Raw genomic sequence first — 18,360 nt, forward strand, 5'->3', positions numbered from 1 at the left:
CCCTGAATTTGGTACTATAATAAAAATCAAATCATTCGTAAAAGGGGATACATTATGTCAGTGATTCAAGAAACGAGCATTCTCGAATGGCAAGCTGCAATGACAGCTGGAACTACGACTTCTCGGGAATTGACCCTCTCCTTTTTACAGCGGATTGCCACCTACAACAAACAAGGCATCCAAATCAATGCCATTTGTGAGCTAAATCCAGATGCACTGGCGATCGCAGAGTCACTGGATCGGGAACGAGCAGTGTCAGGCAGTCGCGGGCCGCTTCACGGTATCCCTGTACTGATCAAGGATAACATTGCGACATCTGACAAGATGCACACGACGGCTGGAGCTCTAGCTTTAGCTGATTCGTTTGCCTCTGCGGATGCATATGTTGTGACAAGGCTCCGAGAGGCGGGCGCCGTCCTTTTAGGGAAAACAAATCTTACGGAATGGGCTAACTATGTCTCCAATTACATGCCAGATGGCTACAGCTCGCGCGGTGGAAAAGTGTTGAACCCATACGGTCCTGGTGTACTGGATGTCGGCGGGTCTAGCTCGGGTTCGGCTGCTGCGATTGCCGCAGGATTTGCCGTTGTCGCAGTCGGTACGGAGACTTCCGGGTCGATTCTCCACCCAGCGGAGCAAAATTCGCTCGTGGGAATCAAACCTACCGTTGGCTTAATCAGCCGTTCGGGTATCATCCCGATTTCCCATAGCCAAGACACAGCCGGACCGATGGCGAGAACCGTGACAGATGCAGCTATTTTGCTGGGTGTGCTTACTGGCATAGATGCAAATGATCCGGTGACTGGAAAAAGCGAAGGTCTAGGCCATACCGATTACCTCCCCTTCCTCGATACAGATGGATTGCGAGGTGCGCGCATCGGCGTTGTACGCTCCAGGTTTTTGGCTGAGTGTGAAGCCGAAGAAATCGCCTTGTATGAAGCAGCTATTGAAAAGCTCAAAGAGGCTGGCGCAACTGTCATAGATGCGGTCACGATTCCGACAGAAAATGCCGAGTGGGACAGACATGTTCTCGTACATGAATTCAAGGTCGGTGTAAATGCGTACTTAAAAACCTTACCGGCCTCCTACCCGATCCGCTCCTTACAGGATGTCATTGCTTTTAATCGGGCGCATGAAGAACAAGCCCTGCTTTACGGGCAAGAGCTGCTGGAAGAATCTGAGCAAACAAGTGGTACACTGACGGAGCCGGAGTATCTAGCTAATCGCCTGTTCGATTTGGAAATGTCACAGAAACAAGGCCTTGATGCTGTCATGAAGGAGCACGAACTCGATGCTCTCTTGTACCCCGGCAGTACGGGTTATGCTATCCCAGCCAAAGCAGGTTACCCTTCGATTACGGTTCCAGCTGGCTATACTTCTGCGGGCAAGCCATTTGGCATCATGCTGACGGGCTTGGCATTTCAGGAACCTACTCTTCTTCGCCTGGCCTACGCTTATGAACAAGCAACTCGACTGCGTGTAGCTCCGAATATGACGAAAGCGTAAAGGAAGCACAGAATGAACCGATATTACGGACTTTTTCTTGGTACAGCAATCCCTTTCAAACACCTGAAGAAAATCATTCGCAAATTCAACGATGATTACTATGACAAAGCCAGTCCTGAACGACAGCAGGACTTTATCGAAATTATTCCAGAATTCCACATCAATCACTCTCATGATCCACACCGTAGGCTAGAGTGTATCATGGTGGAACCAGCGTTTTTGAACAGATTTTTGGAAATCATAAACAACCTAAATTTCACTTTCATCCTTTGCCACTATACTCACGGTCATTTTCAAACGACGATGAATGGAATCGAGTATAGCGTTACGAACTTTCGCTCCTTGGAAGATGTCGTATATTTGCTATTGGAAGATGAAGATGATATCGAGAGGAGATTCTCTAAAAAACTACGCACGCTCCCACTCGAAAAACAATTTGCCTCAGCCCCTGGAATTAAAACGAGCGAAGAATATCAGCATCTGCTAGATACATGGGTAAAAGAAGTACTCGCCTATCCAGCAAAAAACGCATGAGACCTTTTTAGGCCCATGCGTTTTTCCCTTTCTACATCGTCTTGCTTTCTTGCTCCGCTTTACCTAGTCGATCCTGGAACAGCTTGCTCAATTGACCGATATTTACTTCCCATTCTTCATCCTTGTAATAAACTGTCGCTTTGGATTCGCCTTTTTTGCCTACGATACGAATACTCGTTGTCTTCACTTCATAGGTTCCGTCTTCCTTGAAGGAAATATCGGCATCCTTTAGCTCTTTGTCTAAGACTGGTGTAATCGTCTTATCGACGACTTCCTGTGTAGCTACGGCTGCTTGACGTCCCATTTGGATCACTTCTTCAGGACTGAATTGGAAAAACAACACGAGCACAACACCAATAATAGCAGCAAGCGAAATAATCCGAATGATACTTCGTACCACCCATTGGGCAGCCATGATAATGATTATGACAGCTAGCGCAATCGGCCAGTAATCTTTGATCAGTTGAAGTATTTGGTCCATGTTTATCCCTCCTTCGATTTCAGTCTCGCCAAAAAATACCGAAACCAAATCTTCTAACAGAAAAAAACCGTCACAGCAAAGCGGACGGAATCGCAAAAATGGGTTGTCTCTCACTTATTCTCGTAAAAAAAGCAAACTCCTGCTCCCATTTTCAATCGTTTTAAACGAATAATTGACACCATGATCATCTTTTATCCATAATAGGAATCCGAGAAAAAATGGAAACGGGTGATATGCGATGAAACAAAATCTGTATGATCAACTGGATTTTTGTCAGGACTATCAAAAGCTCCTTCTGTCGGATGAATCGGAGAATGATATTATCGAACAGCCTGCTTTTCGCGGTTGTCTCCCCTCCCTAAAAGGATTGCGTGTACTCGACCTCGGTTGTGGTGGCGGACAGTTTGCGAAGAACGCCAGAAGGACTCCTCTTGCCGCCGCATCAGATTTCCGAGGTAAGAAGACCTACGTTTATTATTTTCAAGACGCAGAAGACTTTGAAATGAATGAACAAAAGCCCGGAGGAGTGATCCGGGCTTTCCTTCAAGGACATTATGTATCTGTATCGATTTAGGCTTTCAGACTTTTCGCATAGTACTCATCCTGGATTTTCTCCGGCACCATACTCCCACCCGTCGCCCATACGATGTGAGTCGCGTTTTTCATTTTTTCCGTTAGACCTTGCTTCGCCAAATAGTGACGCCCAGTCTCTTGTTGAAACAATCTAGCAGGTCCTGGCATGCCAGCCAATGCTGAAGGCTCCAATCGAATGGATTCGTTATCGCGCAAGGCACGCAACAAAGTGTATAGCTCTTCGTCGTCCACTGTAAACACGCCACTCAGCAAGTCCTCCATCATTTTTCCTACAAATCGGGAAGGTCGACCAACTGCCAGACCATCTGCCTCAGTCTTGTTATCTATCCCGAAATCTTGAACGGAGACTTTGTCATGGAGGCCTGTCATTAAACCAAGCAGCATGCACGGAGAATGAGTTGGTTCCGCAAAAAAGCAATGAACATTGTCCCCATAAATAAGCTTTAACCCGTACGCTACACCACCAGGACCCCCACCAACCCCACACGGCAGGTAGACGAAGAGAGGGTGATCACAATCTACTTTTATTTGTTGTTCCTCTAGCTGCCTTTTCAGTCGTTTTGCTGCTACTGCATAGCCGAGGAATAATCGCTTGGAGTTCTCATCATCGATGAAATAGCAGTTCGGATCGGCTTCTGCCTGCTTCCTGCCCTCTTCCACCGCTTTTCCGTAATCCGATGCGTACTCCACAACCTGGACCCCTTTTGCCCGCAGCAATTCCTTTTTCCATGATTTGGCATCAGCTGACATGTGTACAGTGACTTGAAAACCGAGCTTCGCGCTAATGATCCCGATGCTCAAACCGAGATTTCCTGTCGAACCTACCGCAATGGAATAACGGGAAAACAGTTCCCGGAACGCATCCGAAGCCAAAATAGCATATTCTTTGTCCGGTTGCAGCATCTGATGCTTTTGGGCCAATTCTTCTGCATGTGCCAGCACCTCGTAGATGCCGCCACGGGCCTTGATGGAACCGGCAATAGGCAAATGGCTGTCGCATTTTAACCAGAGATTCCCCTGTATATCCGACGCAAAGCGAGACTCTAGGTGCTTTTGCATCTCTTTTATCGGAACGAGTGGGGACTCGATCAGTCCACCAGCTTCTCTTGTCTCGGGAAAAGCCACTTGAATGAACGAACCAAAACGCCGCAAGCGTTCTTCGGCATCCTGGACTTCCTCTGGCGTAACGGAGAGAGTTGCTTTTGCGATCTCACCATAGCTAGGGTTCGTCCAGAAAACTTCATCCGTCTCCATCATGTTAGGAAGAAGCGGATATTTCGTTTTCCACTCCTCCATTGTTAGCCCTTCCACCTTTTCATTGTTTCCCATCTTGAACGAGCCCCCTATTCTTCCTTCCACTCTTCTTTGTTATTATAACGAAATATTACGAAACTTCTCTCGAAAAACCAAATAAAAATTACAGATGAATCCACTCATTTGATACAATGGTCGTGTTAACGAAGTCGACTGTAACAAAAAGGAAAGTGATAACATGTATCGCTATACCATATGCTTTCTCAAACATAGAAATGGAATACTCATGCTGAATCGCAACAAATCACCGTTGATGGGGCTATGGAACGGCGTAGGCGGTAAGCTAGAGCACGGAGAGACTCCACTGGAGAGTGTTCTTCGTGAGGTTCGGGAAGAGACAGGCATTTTGCTAGAAACCGCTTGCTACAAAGGAATTGTCTCTTGGCTAGTCGATGGAATAGAAACGGGCGGTATGTATGCATTTCTCGCTCATCTTCCAGAAGACTACGAGCGCTCTCAAACCCCACAGGTAGTGGAAGAAGGCATACTTGACTGGAAAGATCTAGCGTGGATCTTAGACCCGGACAATGCTGGCGTCCCAGAAAACCTTCCCAAGTTTTTACCATACATGTTGGAAGAGGCTGATCCATGTCAGCATATCTTTACATACGAAAATAACCAGGTTGTCAACTATGAAACAGCTCCATTGCCAAAGCCGGTTACAACTTGAATCGGAGGAGAAACACAGATGAAAATTCGCAAGCTTGCAGCACAAGAACAACCACCAATGGATTTACTCTTATTGGCTGACCCCTCTGTCAGATTGGTACAAGATTATTTACAAAGAGGTCAATGCTATGTCGCTGTTCTGGAGGATAGCATCGTAGGCGTCTACGTCTTGATTCCAACCAGACCGGATACGATTGAACTCGTGAATGTTGCCGTCGACGAGGCCCATCAAGGCAAGGGCATTGGCAAAAAGCTCGTTCTTCATTCCATTGAAGTAGGCAAATCTCTCGGTTATAAGACAATCGAGGTCGGCACAGGGAATTCTAGCGTGGGTCAGCTCGCCCTTTATCAAAAATGTGGATTTCGTATAAATTGGATCGATCGGGACTTTTTCTTGCGACATTATGAGGAAGAGATTTACGAAAACGGGATACAGGTGGTAGATATGGTTCGCCTCTCTCAAGATATTTGAGAAGTTTGTCTAGAAACAGTGTAAACCGAATGAGTATACATAATTTATATTATGTTATCTTTTTATAGGGAAAGGTGAGGCCAGGTGATCACGCATTTTTCTAAATTAACCTTACAAACGGTGTCCATCCAAGGGGTACACCAGGTTTACGCAGACCGTCTCGGCTTTCCGGTTTCATCTCAAACAGACAAACAGATTACGTTTCAAGTCACACCCGATTTTCGCTTAACCTTTGAAGAAGTGTATAATCCGATTTCCCCCGCCCATATTGCTTTTCAAGTGCCTTATTCCCTGTTTCATGAATCAGCGAAAAAGATCAAAGAATCTGGTCTTTTGCTTGTTCGATGGGAGGATGGACATGACATTGATCTGGAAAAAGGGCGGATGAACCTGTATTTCCGCGATGGAGACGGGAATCTTCTTGAGATTATTGCCCACGATTATGTGTCAGAAGAGGTCGTCGAGCCATCCACTCCCCTGCACATTCTGTATTTACGAGAAGTGGGCTGTCCCGTAGAAAGTGTGCCTGTTTTTACGCAATGGCTAAAATCGAATATAAGCATGAAGACATACGAAGATGGCGAAATTTTTAACTTCGTCATCGGGGGAACGGCACATATTGTAGCCACATGGAAAAACAGGCCTTGGATTCCCATTGCGATGAAAGCGTTACCACCGAAAATGCACGTCACTTTTGGAACACCTGACCAAACGTTCCTGCAAAAAGTGCGGAGACGCTTTGAAAAAAGTAATGTCCTCTTCCATTCGGATGCCAATGAGCTTACGTTCGTCCGGGAAGGATACTCGTTTTCTGTTATCTATACACCCGATTACGCCCCTGACATCCCGAGCAAATTGCAATTACCACTTTCTATCTCCACCTAACAAATACAGCGGCAGACGAGGACTTCAGACGTGTCCCTGACTGTCGCTGTCCTGCTTTCACGCTATCCTCTGGCGACCTTTCTCTTCAAAAGTGGCTCGCGACCTTCGCGTCCTTGTGTTTTTGCAAGGTAGATAGCATATTCAAGCGGTCGAGTAATGGCATTCTTGTACTGCCCCGTTGCCCCCATCTCCCGGAAAATTTCCCGAGCTGGTTTGGGATTCACTTCGATCAGCCAAGCGCGACCATCTACATCGATGCCAATATCCAGTCCAAATTCAACCATCCGTCCAAAATGATCCTCGAGTGTTTCCGCTGTTTGAAAAGCGAGCTGTTCGCAATCACCCACGATCTGCGCAGTGCGCTCCTCCCCAAACCTCGGTCGGAGAAATACCGAAACTGGGATAGCTTCTCCACCTCCATGCAGATTAGAGGTGGCACTGCGTTCTGGACCTACGCGAATTCCATGACCTGTAATGCTCCATTCACCCTGCCCATTCTTTTGAATCAAGAGGCGCATGTCTACTGCACGCGAAGGAACCAGCTGCAAACGAAGACCTTGTTGAACGATGTATTTCTCCTGTCTCGTCCAACGATCTACCCATCTCTGGGCAGCGGCTTTGTCTCTTACTACTGTGGATACTTTCGCCCTTTGCTTATTTCGGCCGAGCAGTCGAAGTACGTCGCCACGCTTTTCAATGGACAAGATGTTTCGTCCCCCTGTTCCATTGAGTGGCTTTACGTAGAGCAATGGATGCTTCCCTAGCATGTTGACCAGGCTTTGGCGGTTATAGAGGTGGGTCTCCGGAAGCCAGCGATGCATTCTGGGGTCCCGATGCAGCACCTCATGTACACGCCATTTGTTTGCCAAGCGATTGTTTGCATACAAAAAATTACTCGTCCGCCGAAAGGCCACATAGTTCTTAAACGCTTGTGTCGGTGTATAGCGGTATCGGTCAAATACAGCGTCTGGACGGTCAAATATCCTTGCTTGCCAGCCACCATTGCTCCCCGGGACATACCCTCTCACCTGCCTGCCGGCTCCAAGAACATCATTTGGTGAAAACAAGAAAACGGTACAGCCTAGTTCTTGTCCAGCCTTGAATAATCGCCGAAAATAGGTTGGCTCTGCAAAGCGTTTGCCTTCCCGCCAAGTCAAGATGCCGATTATGGGTCGTTTCAAAAGACCACCCTCTCTCGTTTCCTCCTTGGCAGTTTATTCAGTCCGTAGTCAAATGGCGATTATCTCAGCTTCTTTTCCAAGTGAAACAGATCGAGTGGCAACGGAGCCGTGACTTCGATGACTTCCCCCCCGAATGGATGCACAAATTTGAGCACGGCTGCGTGCAGCGCTTGTCGCTTAATGAGTTCACGCTTGCCACCATACAGTTCATCCCCTAAAAGCGTGTGCCCAATATGACTGAAGTGAACGCGAATTTGATGGGTTCTCCCCGTCTCCAATTGACATTCTACTTTCGTAGCTGTTGGAAAACGTTCTTTCACCTGGTAATGGGTAATCGCTGGATCGCCGTTTGGTGTGACCCTTCTGCGCGTCCCATGATTCCGATCTTTTCCGATTGGCTCATTGATTTTCCCGCGCTCTTTGGGCATTTGTCCCGAAACATACGCGACATATGTACGCTTGATTGTGCGCTCACGCAGCATTTCATCTAACAGTGCAGAAGCCCACGCATGCTTCGCATACAGAACGACGCCTGACGTATCTTGATCCAGCCGATGGACATGGCGGACTTTTGCTTCCAAACCTGTACGGAAAAAGTGCCCCGACACGAGATGATCCAACGTCACATGATGATATCGTTCGGTCGGATGTAACAAAAGGCCAACCGGCTTATTCACGATGAGCAAATGATCATCCTCGTACAAGACCTCTGGAGCTTCACTAGCCGGATCAAGCCCCAATGGCTCAGGCTTGCACATCCGCAGGCGAACTTCCTGCCCTACTTTTCCCACAACATACTGAGCAACAGGTGCGCCATCCAGTAGTACTTCTTTGTGTTGGAATAAAAGATGGACCTGCTTGCGAGGCAGCTTCCACTCTTCGCGCAGCAGGTTCCCAATCGGAATGGCATCATCTTCGTTTCGTAAGTGAGCAACGAGCCATTCTCCTTCTTTTTTCATGAATAACATTTCTGTCTATCTCCCTGTTCTATGTTCATGCAATTACGCTTGCTCGAGTCCTTTACTGACTTGAATCGCACGGTCCAGGAAATGCTCGATCTCCTCACGATTCTTTCCGAGCTTGCTAACAAAGCGAACCAGTTCTTTTCCATTATGGAACGCAATAAAGCTCGGAATCCCGAAGACATCGTACTTTTGGGACAAGTCCGGGAGAGTATCACGGTTGACTTCAATCATGTCCAACTCTTCTTTGTATTTTTCTTCCACGGCAGGCATGAATGGATCAATACGATGGCAATCTGGGCACCAATCCGTGAAGAATTTGACAATGACTGGCTTGGTTGCTGCGATTACTTGCTCGAATTCAGCTTCTGTCTTAATTTCTCTCATGTTATCTTCCTCCCAGAATGATTTGGAAATAGTGTACCACAGGCGCGAGCTGTTTGGGACGTTTAGGAGAAACAATTGCCATCACTAACAAAACAACAATCGGAAATCCTATTGGTTGTAAGCCAATAACTCTTAAGGTAGGTGCTACATGAAGAAATTCGCTGCTTTGTTGATGGTTGCATGCTTGGTAACTACTGCAATTCCTGTATCTGCTGCGACACATGACGGTCACAAAAAACACCACAAGGTACAAACAAAAGCGCATCATATGAAGACCAAAGCTCACCATATGAAAACCAAAGCACATAAAGGCAAAGTTCATATCAAGGCTATGCCGAAAACTGGTATGGGTGGGGCAAGCAATTAAAGGGGGATCTTCCCCCTTTTCTTTGCGATCTATGAAAAAACTACTGGGTTTCCTTCTATTCATTAGTTTGGTTACAATTGGTTGCGGTCATACAGCTAAACAACCAGTCGAAGCGCCAAAAATCACGAATACGATGCTAAAACCAGCAGGGCCCATCCTAATCAAACGAACGGTTACCGTTTATGGTCCTTCGCTGCCACCTCAACCGACGTTCCTTCCTGCCCCTCCTCTTCCAGACGGAATCATGCCATCACTTCTACATATTCCAAAACTGAACCTGCAAGCTCGTGTAGAACCGGTCGGCGTTTTACCGAATGGGCAAATGGACGTCCCAAAGGCTTTTGATCGCGTGGGTATTTTGGCGCCATGGACGAAGCCCGGGATGAAGGGGAATGCAGTGATCGCCGGTCATTTCGATCATTATACGGGTCCAGCTGTTTTTTACCATCTGAAAAAACTAAAGCCTGGTGACAAAATCACGGTGCGTGAAGCAAAAGGAAGAACGCTTACCTTCCAGGTTCGTAGAGTAGAAAGCTTCCAGACTGCCGAAGCCACCATCGATCAGATTTTTGGGAATGCAGAGCGCTCCCATCTGAATTTAATTACCTGCTCTGGAAAATTTAACAAGAAAACACAGGAACATGCTCGAAGGCTAGTCGTCTTTTCCGAACTTGTGCAGGATACAGAGTCGCAAGATAAAAAACCCAGTGTGCGCAAATGATTGCGGCGACTGGGTTTCTTGTTTGTTTTTATATTTTTCCACCCTGCTCGATGAGACATTGCACAAACGCTTCAGCCGGACGTGACAGCGGTTTGTCCTTTCGATACGCCACAACGAGTGTGCGAGAAGGTTTTGTTTTTATCCGCACATAAATTGGCGGTTCGATCGTTCCGGGTGCGAGCGTAATCATTTTCGGCGCAAACGACAACCCCATGCCTGCTGCAACAAGTGACTGAGCCGTCTGGATGTTCGAGCTCTCAAACACGATTCGCGGTCGGAATCCCGCCTGCTCACAGAGCCGAAGCGAAATCGTGCGGAAGCCTTGTCCTTCTTTTAACAGGATAAAAGGCTGATCGGCTACCTCTGCGAGATCGACTTCTTTCCGTTTCGCGAGCGGATGATTGGCTGGTACAGCCAAAAAGATTTCTTCATTGATCGCGGGGATGATTTCCAAAGACGGATCACTGATGGGCATGGTTAGTAGGCTTACATCAATTTTACCCCGCACGAGTAGCTGCTCCAAATGACTCGACGTGTCCTCCATCAATTGCAGCTCGACACCGGGAAATTGCTTTGTAAACGTAGGCAACACCCTTGGCAGCACGTACGCCCCTGTGATCGGCAAGCTTCCTACTAGCAATTTGCCGCTTTCTCCTATGGCATAAGCTCGCATTTCCCTCTCTAGCCCCTCCGACATGTCGACGAGGGTTTGCGCCACTTGTATGAAGCGCTGTCCCGCATCAGTCAGTTCTACGTGCTGCGGCAAGCGATGGAACAAGCTGACACCGAGTATTTTCTCCAGCTTCGCAATTTGTTGGCTCAACGACGGTTGGGCCAAATGTAATCGATTGGCTGCCCGAGAGAAACTGCGTTCTTCCGCAACAGCGAGTACATAACGAATTTGTCGTAACTCCATATAGACCTCCCGATAGGCAAAAACTATCCTTCTTATAATTATTATATCTTTGAACTATTCTCTTTGCCATGTTACAACCTTGTTAAGAGTTTTTGAACGAAGGAGGAAACATAATGACAGCCCGTACGATGTTTGAAAAGATTTGGGACAATCACATTATTCACGAAGAGGCAGGCAAACCGAGCCTTTTGTATATCGACCTGCACCTGGTTCACGAGGTGACTTCGCCGCAAGCTTTCGAAGGACTCCGCTTGGCTGGCCGCCAAGTACGTCGTCCAGAGCTTACCTTCGCAACCATGGACCACAACGTACCGACAGCTGACCGTTTTAATGTCAAAGATCCGATTTCTCGTCAACAAATGGAAACCTTGACGGCGAACTGTGAGGAATTCGGGATAACACTCGCGGATCTGAACAGCCCAGATCAAGGGATCGTCCACGTCATTGGTCCTGAGCTCGGGCTCACACATCCAGGCAAAACAATCGTCTGCGGTGACAGCCACACCTCCACTCACGGAGCATTCGGTGCCCTCGCCTTCGGTATTGGTACCAGCGAAGTGGAGCATGTACTCGCAACGCAATGCTTGCAGCAATCCAAACCAAAAACGATGGAAGTACGCGTAAACGGCGACCTCCCATTCGGTGTCAGTGCAAAAGATTTAATTTTGGCGATTATCGCAAAATACGGAACTGATTTTGCAACTGGCTACGTCGTAGAATACACAGGCGCTGCGATCCGCAACCTGACCATGGAAGAGCGCATGACTGTGTGCAACATGACAATTGAAGGTGGCGCTCGTGCCGGCCTAATCGCTCCTGACCAGACTACTTTTGACTACCTGAAAGGCAAGCGCTTCGTTCCACAAGGGGAAGATTTCCTAGCAGCTGTCGAGGCTTGGAAAGAGCTGTGCACAGACGAAGGCGCTGCGTTTGATTCCTGTGTAGAAATCGAGGCAGCCGAGATCGCACCGCAAGTTACGTGGGGAACGAGCCCTGGTATGGGTACGAACATTACGAGCACAGTTCCAAACCCTGAATCATTCGAGACAACCGCACAGCGCAAAGCGGCACAAGATGCTCTGGCATACATGGACCTTGCACCTGGCACCCCTATGAGCGATATCAAAATCGATCGTGTGTTTATCGGCTCCTGTACGAACGGTCGGATCGAGGACTTGCGAAAAGCAGCCGAAGTAGCAAAAGGACGCAAGGTGTCCCCTTCCGTACACGCGATGGTCGTTCCTGGCTCTCAAGCAGTTAAGCAGCTCGCTGAGCAAGAAGGCTTGCACCTTATTTTCCAAGAAGCTGGCTTTGACTGGCGCGAATCTGGTTGCTCCATGTGTCTGGCGATGAACCCGGATATCCTGTCCGAGGGTGAGCGTTGTGCTTCGACCTCCAACCGGAACTTCGAAGGACGTCAAGGACGTGGTGGAAGAACGCATCTGGTTAGCCCGGAAATGGCAGCAGCAGCAGCTATCGCAGGTCACTTCGTCGATGTACGTGAATGGAAAAGCGAGAAAGCTAGCAAGGAGGTATTCCAATGAATCCATTTGTCATCCACACCGGAGTGGTAGCCCCACTCGATCGTGTAAACGTAGATACGGACGCAATTATTCCTAAGCAGTTCTTGAAGCGTATTGAGCGCAGTGGTTTTGGTCAATTCCTGTTCTACGAATGGCGCTTTACTGTCGATGGTGCGCCAATCGATACGTTCATTCTGAATACACCTGGGTACAAGGAGTCTACTGTCCTTCTTGCCCGCAACAATTTTGGCTGCGGCTCCTCTCGTGAGCATGCGCCATGGGCTCTCCTTGATTATGGCTTCCGCTGTGTGATTGCTCCATCCTTTGCGGACATTTTTTACAACAACTGCTTCAAAAACGGCATCCTGCCGATCAAGTTGAGTGAAGAGCAAGTCGATGAGCTGTTCAATCGTACCCAAAACAAGCCGAACTACCAGCTGACCATCGATCTGCAGGAACAAGTTGTTCGTGACAGTGAAGGTCTCTCCTACCCGTTCGAGGTAGACTCCTATCGTCGTTATTGCCTACTGAATGGTCTCGACGATATTGGAATTACGTTGCAGTATGAAGATAAGATCACTGCATACGAAGCAAGTCGTTAATTTTCCATTCATAGCGTTGCACATAAAAAAAGCGAAGGCATCCACTATTGTGTGCCTTCGCCTTTTTCATGTTTGTCCTATAGAAGAATATACATGTGGCTCTCATCAAAGTATTGATCGCCGAATTTCAGTGCACGCTTCTCTAAAGCGTATGGAATAAAGCCCATTTTTTCATAGAGACGAATGGCAGCCGGATTGGTCGTGACGACAGCGAGCTGTATCGTATCGATATCTCCCCGCTCCTTTAAGTAGGCTAACTCTGCCTGCATGAGTGCTTGTGCGACACCCGTCCCACGATACCCTTCACGTACGTACATGGAAACGACAGAAGCTTTGTGTTTTGCTTTTAGGCCTTTGTGGCGAAAAAAACCAATGATGCCAGCCAACTGACCTTCCACAAATGCACCAAAATAGCCACTATCACCTGACTCCCCTTGAGAAAGTCTTTGCTGCCACTCTTCCATCGATACCTGCATTGCCTCTTCATATGTAGAGCCGAATGCATCCGGATCAGTTTGCAGCCCTTCTAGTCTAATTTTAATAAGCTCATCTGCATCGTCTGGTCCCAAAAAGCGAACTTCCATTCTAAGCTGCACCTCTCTCATTTTTAATTTCCACTTATCTTAGTCAAGAGTTGCTTGAAAGTAAAGAACTATCTAAAAAAACGCCAGGAGCATATCCCTGGCGCATTTCCTCTTCCTATGCAGTTCCCGTCTGATTGGGGTTGCTTTGCCTAAACAGCTCCAGCGCTTGCTCCCGCAGCTTGAACTTTTGAATTTTGCCGGAAGCGGTCATCGGATATTCGTCTACAAACTGTATGTAGCGAGGGACCTTGTAATGAGCTATCTTCCCCTCGCAATAGTCCCGTACCTCATCCTCCGTCAACGTTTCGTGAGGCTTTACCCGAATGCACGCCAATACCTGCTCGCCGTATTTGGCATCCGGTATACCTACAATCTGGACGTCCAACACTTTTGGATGCGTATAGAGGAATTCTTCCACTTCACGTGGATAAATATTTTCCCCTCCGCGGATGATCATATCTTTAAGCCTGCCAGTAATCCGATAGTAGCCTTCCTCATCGACGGTTGCCAAGTCTCCGGTATGTAGCCAGCCTTCATGATCAATCGCCTTCACTGTCTCCTCTGGCATGTTGTAATAGCCTTTCATGACCAAATATCCTCGGGTGCACAACTCGCCTTGTACACCTGGCGGCAAAATGTCACCTGTCGCCGGATCGATGATTTTTGCTTCTACTTCTGCATGCAGACGACCGACAGTGGATACTTTTCGCTCGAGAGAATCCTCTGGTACGGTCTGTGTAATGACGGGAGAAGCTTCGGTTTGTCCGTACGCAATCGTAATGTCACGGATTCCCATTTGATCGACGACCTTCTTCATGACCTCAATCGGACATAAAGAACCAGCCATGATGCCTGTTCGCAGCGAGCTCAGGTCACGATCGGCAAACATCGGATGGTTCAGCTCGGCAATAAACATGGTGGGTACACCGTACAGTGCTGTGCAGCGTTCGGCTTCCACAACCGCAAGTACCACACCAGGATCAAAGGCGATGACAGGAACCATCGTCGCACCTGTCGCCACACATGCCAAGGTCCCCATCACACAACCAAAGCAGTGGAAAAACGGAACCGGAATACACACCTTATCCTCTAACCCGAGCCGCTGACATTCCGCTACCTTGATGGCATTGTTGACGATATTGACATGTGACAGCATGACTCCCTTTGGAAAACCAGTCGTCCCGGATGTGTACTGCATATTGATGACATCATCAGGTGAGAGCGTCGCCTGGCGCGCGCTCCGCTCTTCTTCCGTGACCCATGCAGCACGTTCGAGCAAATCACTCCACAGAAACATTCCGGGTTGTCGCTCATTCCCTAGATAGATCACATTTTTTAAATGTGGAAGCCTTTTGGATTGTAGCGCTCCAGGTTCACATGTCTGTAACTCCGGGCAAATCTCTTGAATCATCGCGAGATAATTCGCATCGCGATAGGAATCAATTAAAAGAAGCGTCGTCGACTCTGATTGACGCAGCAAATATTCTAGTTCATGTACCCGGTAGCTCGTATTGACCGTTACCAGTACACCGCCCATTTTCGCTGTGGCAAATTGCGAAATTACCCATTCTGGCACATTCGTTGCCCAAATCGCGATATTTTCCCCTTTTTGAATGCCAAGCGACATAAATCCCCGCGCTGCCTGATTGCATATCGCTTGAAATTCCCCAAACGTATAGCGAAGCCCTCGTTCGCGATAAACCAGCGCTTCCTTTTCCTGATACTTACTAGCCGTGTCGTCTAACATGTTGCCGATTGTGGTCATATGAATCATACAAGCACCCCCAAAACATTCAGACTATTCTGTAGGATTCTTCTTTTACGCCACAATCCCTTCTTTTTCCGTTATCGTCCTATATCCATTCGTTCTTATGTTCCTTGATAAATGCGATGTCTTCTTCATAGTGAAGAATATGACCTTCTTCGACCATCTTTTGAAAAGCAGTATCTCCTTTACTAGCTTTTCTGGCAATGGTTTTGCATAGTCCTTCTAACCGAAGCAAGACCATCTCTAGCGTACCCTCGTTCATTTCCATCCCGTACGATTCAAAAAACAAGGCCACTCGCTGTTTTCGCTGTTTGGCATGCAGCAGTGGTTGGTAATGGATTTTTTCTCCGGATTCAGTTAAAGAAAATCTACTCAAAGGCACGCAGGTATAGAGCGTATAAGCGATATCCCAAAGTCTTGGACCCGGAGCCGCTAAATCAAAATCGATAATGCCAATCGGTAATTGTCGATGAAAAATGATATTGTACATGGCAAAATCGTTATGACAGATGATTTCACGCGGGCCAGGAGTGTGATCCAACGACTGCCACTGGTCATCGAATGGAAAAGCACTCACAGAATCATGATAAAGCCGAAGCATTTTCGCAATTTCTTGTAACGCTTCGTCTGCATGCATATATTCCTTCCAAGGATAATGACCTGCCTCTCCTTCAATAAAGGACAGAATTTCTCTCCCCTTTTCATCCATACCTAAAAATTTCGGCGCATACGGATAGCCTGTTCTTTCCAAGTGCTTCAATAATTCATGGATGTTCTTGCTTCCTGGCTTTACTTCCCTTCTGACTGTATTGCCAGAACGGTAAACGTTCGTTACGTTTCCGCCCGCTAACAATTCTTCGCTCGACGATGACGATTTTGACATATCAGGAACGCCCCTTTCTTTTGACGAAAAAAGAAAGCGTCCCTGTTGTGGAACGCCATCTACTTTACTGCACGACGATTTTTTTCGTAGCCTCTACCTTGTATGGTAGGTGGTTGCTGTAGTTGAGCTCTACGCGAATTTCATGCTCTCCCTTGGGCAACTTTTTCAGTAAAAACTCTGGCTGATAAATCATTCCTTTTGGTTCGCCATTCAGGTATAAATGTGCGTGTCCTTCTCCAAAGACTGGTGCCTCGGCCAATTCGCCATTTTCCTGAACAAACGTGAAGTTCTCTGTAAGCAAGGCTACTTCTGCCGTTGTCCCATCCATCTTGACCTCCATATTCAGCGCCGGCTTTTCTGACCCTGCTGGCTGGTTCATGGGTGCCGTCGCTGTAACAGAAGTAGTTGGATCTGACGGACGATAAGAGTCAGAGACGCTCAGAGGGTCTTTGACCAGAAGTACGATGCCCGCCACAAGTACTACAAGAAAAACAATGCCGCCCAAAATGAGATTGCGCATACTGATAATAAAGACCTTCATGTCTCTACTCTCCCTTTCGCAAGTGCTTGTCACTTATTTGTACATGCATATGCGAGAGAGAAGAGAGTTAGAAGCAAAAACTTTTCTAGTAATTAGCGGTAGTTAATAAATTGTACTTCCAACGGCAGATCAGCCTTGCGAATCGCGTTGATGATTTGCTGTAATTCATCTTTGCTTTTTCCCGTCACGCGAATTTGATCGTCTTGAATCTGTGTTTTCACTTTGAGTCCTGTATCTTTGATGATGCTGTTGATCTTTTTCGCATTGTCTTTGTCGATCCCCTGTACCAGCTTGACACGCTGACGAACAGTACCGCCCGCTGCTGGTTCAATCTTTCCGTAGTCGAGGTTTTTGATTGGGACATCCCGTTTGACGAGCTTGCCAAGCAAAATATCTTTTACCTGACTGAGCTTGAAGTCGTCATCGGAGCCGAGGACGAGCTCTTCTTTATCTAAGGAGATGCTGCTCTTGCTCCCTTTGAAGTCAAAGCGATTTTCTATTTCTTTTAATGCGGTCTGAATCGCATTGTTCACTTCGGACAACTCTACTTTGGACACGATATCAAATGAGCTCTCTTTACTCAAAGGAATTCCCCTCTCTTTTATTAGATCGCTCGGATCAAGCCACCATCGACGAGGAAGGATTGACCTGTCACGTAGCTGTTTGCTGGCGAAGCCAAGAACGTCACCATGCGAGCAAACTCGTCAGGCTGACCGTATCTGCCCAATGGGATTTGCTTCTCCCAATTTCCCCTTACTTCCTCTGTACTGATGCTCTTCGCCTCTGCGGTAAGCCCATCCAGTTGTGCCACCCGATCCGTCGCTATTCTGCCAGGCCCGATGGTGTTAATCAGAATCCCATCTGGTCCTAGTTCTGAAGAAAGCGTCTTGGAGAGGCCCAATACCCCAGTACGAAACGTATTGGACAGAAGCAAATTCTCAATTGGCTGCTTAAAGGACGAGGAAGCGAAATTGATGATTCTTCCAAATTGGTTCGCTCGCATATGAGGCAAAACAGCACGAATAGCACGTACATAGCTGAGCAAATTTAGCTGGAAGGCATGCATCCACTGTTCGTCGGTGAGCTGATCGAATCTGCCTATCGCAGGCCCACCTGAATTGTTGATTAAAATATCGACGCTACCAAAATGCTTGACCGTTGCTTCGACAACTCGCTTTATGTCTTCTTCCTTCGTGACATCCACTATTACGGCAAGAGGTGACTTTCCAGTAGCCTGTTCGATCTCAGCACGAACGATTTCCAGAGCAGCTTCATCTCTACCGCATATCGTAACATTCGCTCCTTCTTGGGCGAGGCACTGCGCTGTTGCCTTCCCCAATCCTTTTGATGAGGCGAGTACTAGAGCCGTTTTTCCTTGCAAAAATAGATCCATGTGCATGCTCCTTTCATGGTTCACTCATGTATGTATCTTGATCTCTTTATTCTACAGAACTTTCAGACGAAGGAAAA

The 18,360-nt window shown here is 47.4% G+C and carries 22 protein-coding genes; 10 read left to right on the forward strand and 12 right to left on the reverse strand.

Features of this window, described 5'->3' with window-relative positions; all coding sequences use genetic code 11:
- Positions 1-54: 54 nt before the first annotated feature.
- Both PMI05_RS15005 and PMI05_RS15010 read left to right on the forward strand, forming a co-directional pair.
- Positions 55-1,506: an amidase family protein gene (locus PMI05_RS15005; protein WP_007723050.1), complete on the forward strand. Its 1,452-nt coding sequence runs from the start codon at positions 55-57 to the stop codon at positions 1,504-1,506.
- Positions 1,507-1,518: 12 nt separating this feature from the next.
- Complete coding sequence (locus tag PMI05_RS15010) at positions 1,519-2,040, forward strand: hypothetical protein (RefSeq protein WP_007723051.1); 522 nt, start codon at positions 1,519-1,521, stop codon at positions 2,038-2,040.
- A gap of 31 nt (positions 2,041-2,071) precedes the next feature.
- Here PMI05_RS15010 and PMI05_RS15015 read toward each other — a convergent pair whose 3' ends face one another.
- Positions 2,072-2,521 (reverse strand): hypothetical protein, encoded by a 450-nt coding sequence (locus tag PMI05_RS15015; protein ID WP_007723053.1) that lies wholly within the window; start codon positions 2,519-2,521, stop codon positions 2,072-2,074.
- Between the two features lie 238 nt (positions 2,522-2,759).
- Between PMI05_RS15015 and PMI05_RS31375 the strand changes: the two genes are divergently transcribed.
- Positions 2,760-3,095, forward strand: coding sequence for a hypothetical protein (locus PMI05_RS31375; RefSeq protein ID WP_007723055.1), 336 nt, complete (start codon positions 2,760-2,762; stop codon positions 3,093-3,095).
- Here the strand turns inward: PMI05_RS31375 and PMI05_RS15025 are convergent.
- The gene (locus tag PMI05_RS15025; protein ID WP_007723057.1) at positions 3,092-4,444 is read right to left on the reverse strand and encodes a D-serine ammonia-lyase; all 1,353 of its coding nucleotides are present in this window, start codon (positions 4,442-4,444) and stop codon (positions 3,092-3,094) included. The genes PMI05_RS31375 and PMI05_RS15025 overlap by 4 nt on opposite strands.
- Before the next feature lie 163 nt (positions 4,445-4,607).
- Here PMI05_RS15025 and PMI05_RS15030 point away from each other — a divergent pair, with 163 nt between their 5' ends.
- The 3 genes from PMI05_RS15030 (at position 4,608) to PMI05_RS15040 (ending at position 6,455) form a co-directional block, all read left to right on the forward strand.
- Positions 4,608-5,099: an 8-oxo-dGTP diphosphatase gene (locus PMI05_RS15030; protein WP_007723058.1), complete on the forward strand. Its 492-nt coding sequence runs from the start codon at positions 4,608-4,610 to the stop codon at positions 5,097-5,099.
- 18 nt (positions 5,100-5,117) lie between these two features.
- A complete protein-coding gene (locus tag PMI05_RS15035) occupies positions 5,118-5,570 on the forward strand; it encodes a GNAT family N-acetyltransferase (RefSeq protein ID WP_007723060.1) in 453 nt (150 codons plus the stop codon).
- Between the two features lie 84 nt (positions 5,571-5,654).
- Complete coding sequence (locus PMI05_RS15040; RefSeq protein ID WP_007723061.1) at positions 5,655-6,455, forward strand: VOC family protein; 801 nt, start codon at positions 5,655-5,657, stop codon at positions 6,453-6,455.
- Between the two features lie 62 nt (positions 6,456-6,517).
- On the opposite strand, the gene PMI05_RS15045 is transcribed toward PMI05_RS15040, so the two are convergent.
- The 3 genes from PMI05_RS15045 to PMI05_RS15055 are packed head-to-tail and all read right to left on the reverse strand — an operon-like array spanning position 6,518 to position 8,985.
- Positions 6,518-7,636: a YheC/YheD family protein gene (locus PMI05_RS15045; protein WP_007723062.1), complete on the reverse strand. Its 1,119-nt coding sequence runs from the start codon at positions 7,634-7,636 to the stop codon at positions 6,518-6,520.
- Between the two features lie 59 nt (positions 7,637-7,695).
- Positions 7,696-8,604 carry an RluA family pseudouridine synthase gene (locus tag PMI05_RS15050; protein ID WP_007723063.1) on the reverse strand — a complete coding sequence of 303 codons (909 nt, stop codon included), beginning with the start codon at positions 8,602-8,604 and terminating at the stop codon, positions 7,696-7,698.
- A 33-nt stretch (positions 8,605-8,637) separates the two neighbouring features.
- On the reverse strand, positions 8,638-8,985 hold the full coding sequence (locus PMI05_RS15055) for a co-chaperone YbbN (protein ID WP_007723064.1): 348 nt from the start codon (positions 8,983-8,985) through the stop codon (positions 8,638-8,640).
- A gap of 148 nt (positions 8,986-9,133) precedes the next feature.
- On the opposite strand from PMI05_RS15055, the gene PMI05_RS15060 reads away from it, so the two are divergent.
- Together PMI05_RS15060 and PMI05_RS15065 are read left to right on the forward strand one after the other, a co-directional pair.
- Complete coding sequence (locus PMI05_RS15060) at positions 9,134-9,352, forward strand: hypothetical protein (RefSeq protein WP_007723065.1); 219 nt, start codon at positions 9,134-9,136, stop codon at positions 9,350-9,352.
- A 31-nt stretch (positions 9,353-9,383) separates the two neighbouring features.
- Positions 9,384-10,073, forward strand: coding sequence for a class F sortase (locus tag PMI05_RS15065; protein ID WP_007723066.1), 690 nt, complete (start codon positions 9,384-9,386; stop codon positions 10,071-10,073).
- A 28-nt stretch (positions 10,074-10,101) separates the two neighbouring features.
- On the opposite strand, the gene PMI05_RS15070 is transcribed toward PMI05_RS15065, so the two are convergent.
- Positions 10,102-10,989: a LysR family transcriptional regulator gene (locus PMI05_RS15070; RefSeq protein WP_007723067.1), complete on the reverse strand. Its 888-nt coding sequence runs from the start codon at positions 10,987-10,989 to the stop codon at positions 10,102-10,104.
- 113 nt (positions 10,990-11,102) lie between these two features.
- Here PMI05_RS15070 and leuC point away from each other — a divergent pair, with 113 nt between their 5' ends.
- Both leuC and leuD read left to right on the forward strand, forming a co-directional pair.
- Positions 11,103-12,533, forward strand: coding sequence for a 3-isopropylmalate dehydratase large subunit (gene leuC, locus PMI05_RS15075; RefSeq protein ID WP_007723068.1), 1,431 nt, complete (start codon positions 11,103-11,105; stop codon positions 12,531-12,533).
- Positions 12,530-13,114, forward strand: a complete 585-nt coding sequence (gene leuD / locus PMI05_RS15080; RefSeq protein WP_007723069.1) for a 3-isopropylmalate dehydratase small subunit — start codon at positions 12,530-12,532, stop codon at positions 13,112-13,114. Before leuC ends, leuD begins: the two co-directional genes overlap by 4 nt.
- Before the next feature lie 77 nt (positions 13,115-13,191).
- On the opposite strand, the gene PMI05_RS15085 is transcribed toward leuD, so the two are convergent.
- From PMI05_RS15085 to PMI05_RS15110, 6 genes are all read right to left on the reverse strand, one after another.
- Positions 13,192-13,698 carry a GNAT family N-acetyltransferase gene (locus tag PMI05_RS15085; RefSeq protein WP_007723071.1) on the reverse strand — a complete coding sequence of 169 codons (507 nt, stop codon included), beginning with the start codon at positions 13,696-13,698 and terminating at the stop codon, positions 13,192-13,194.
- Between the two features lie 115 nt (positions 13,699-13,813).
- Positions 13,814-15,472, reverse strand: a complete 1,659-nt coding sequence (locus tag PMI05_RS15090; RefSeq protein WP_007723072.1) for an AMP-binding protein — start codon at positions 15,470-15,472, stop codon at positions 13,814-13,816.
- A gap of 79 nt (positions 15,473-15,551) precedes the next feature.
- Positions 15,552-16,349 (reverse strand): phosphotransferase, encoded by a 798-nt coding sequence (locus tag PMI05_RS15095; RefSeq protein WP_007723073.1) that lies wholly within the window; start codon positions 16,347-16,349, stop codon positions 15,552-15,554.
- Between the two features lie 64 nt (positions 16,350-16,413).
- Positions 16,414-16,890, reverse strand: coding sequence for a hypothetical protein (locus PMI05_RS15100; protein WP_007723074.1), 477 nt, complete (start codon positions 16,888-16,890; stop codon positions 16,414-16,416).
- A 92-nt stretch (positions 16,891-16,982) separates the two neighbouring features.
- Positions 16,983-17,474, reverse strand: a complete 492-nt coding sequence (locus PMI05_RS15105) for a YajQ family cyclic di-GMP-binding protein (protein WP_007723075.1) — start codon at positions 17,472-17,474, stop codon at positions 16,983-16,985.
- A 20-nt stretch (positions 17,475-17,494) separates the two neighbouring features.
- The gene (locus PMI05_RS15110; RefSeq protein ID WP_007723077.1) at positions 17,495-18,283 is read right to left on the reverse strand and encodes an SDR family oxidoreductase; all 789 of its coding nucleotides are present in this window, start codon (positions 18,281-18,283) and stop codon (positions 17,495-17,497) included.
- Positions 18,284-18,360: the final 77 nt, after the last annotated feature.

Origin of the sequence: Brevibacillus sp. BC25, assembly GCF_000282075.1 — a bacterium.
In the GTDB taxonomy this organism is placed as follows: domain Bacteria; phylum Bacillota; class Bacilli; order Brevibacillales; family Brevibacillaceae; genus Brevibacillus.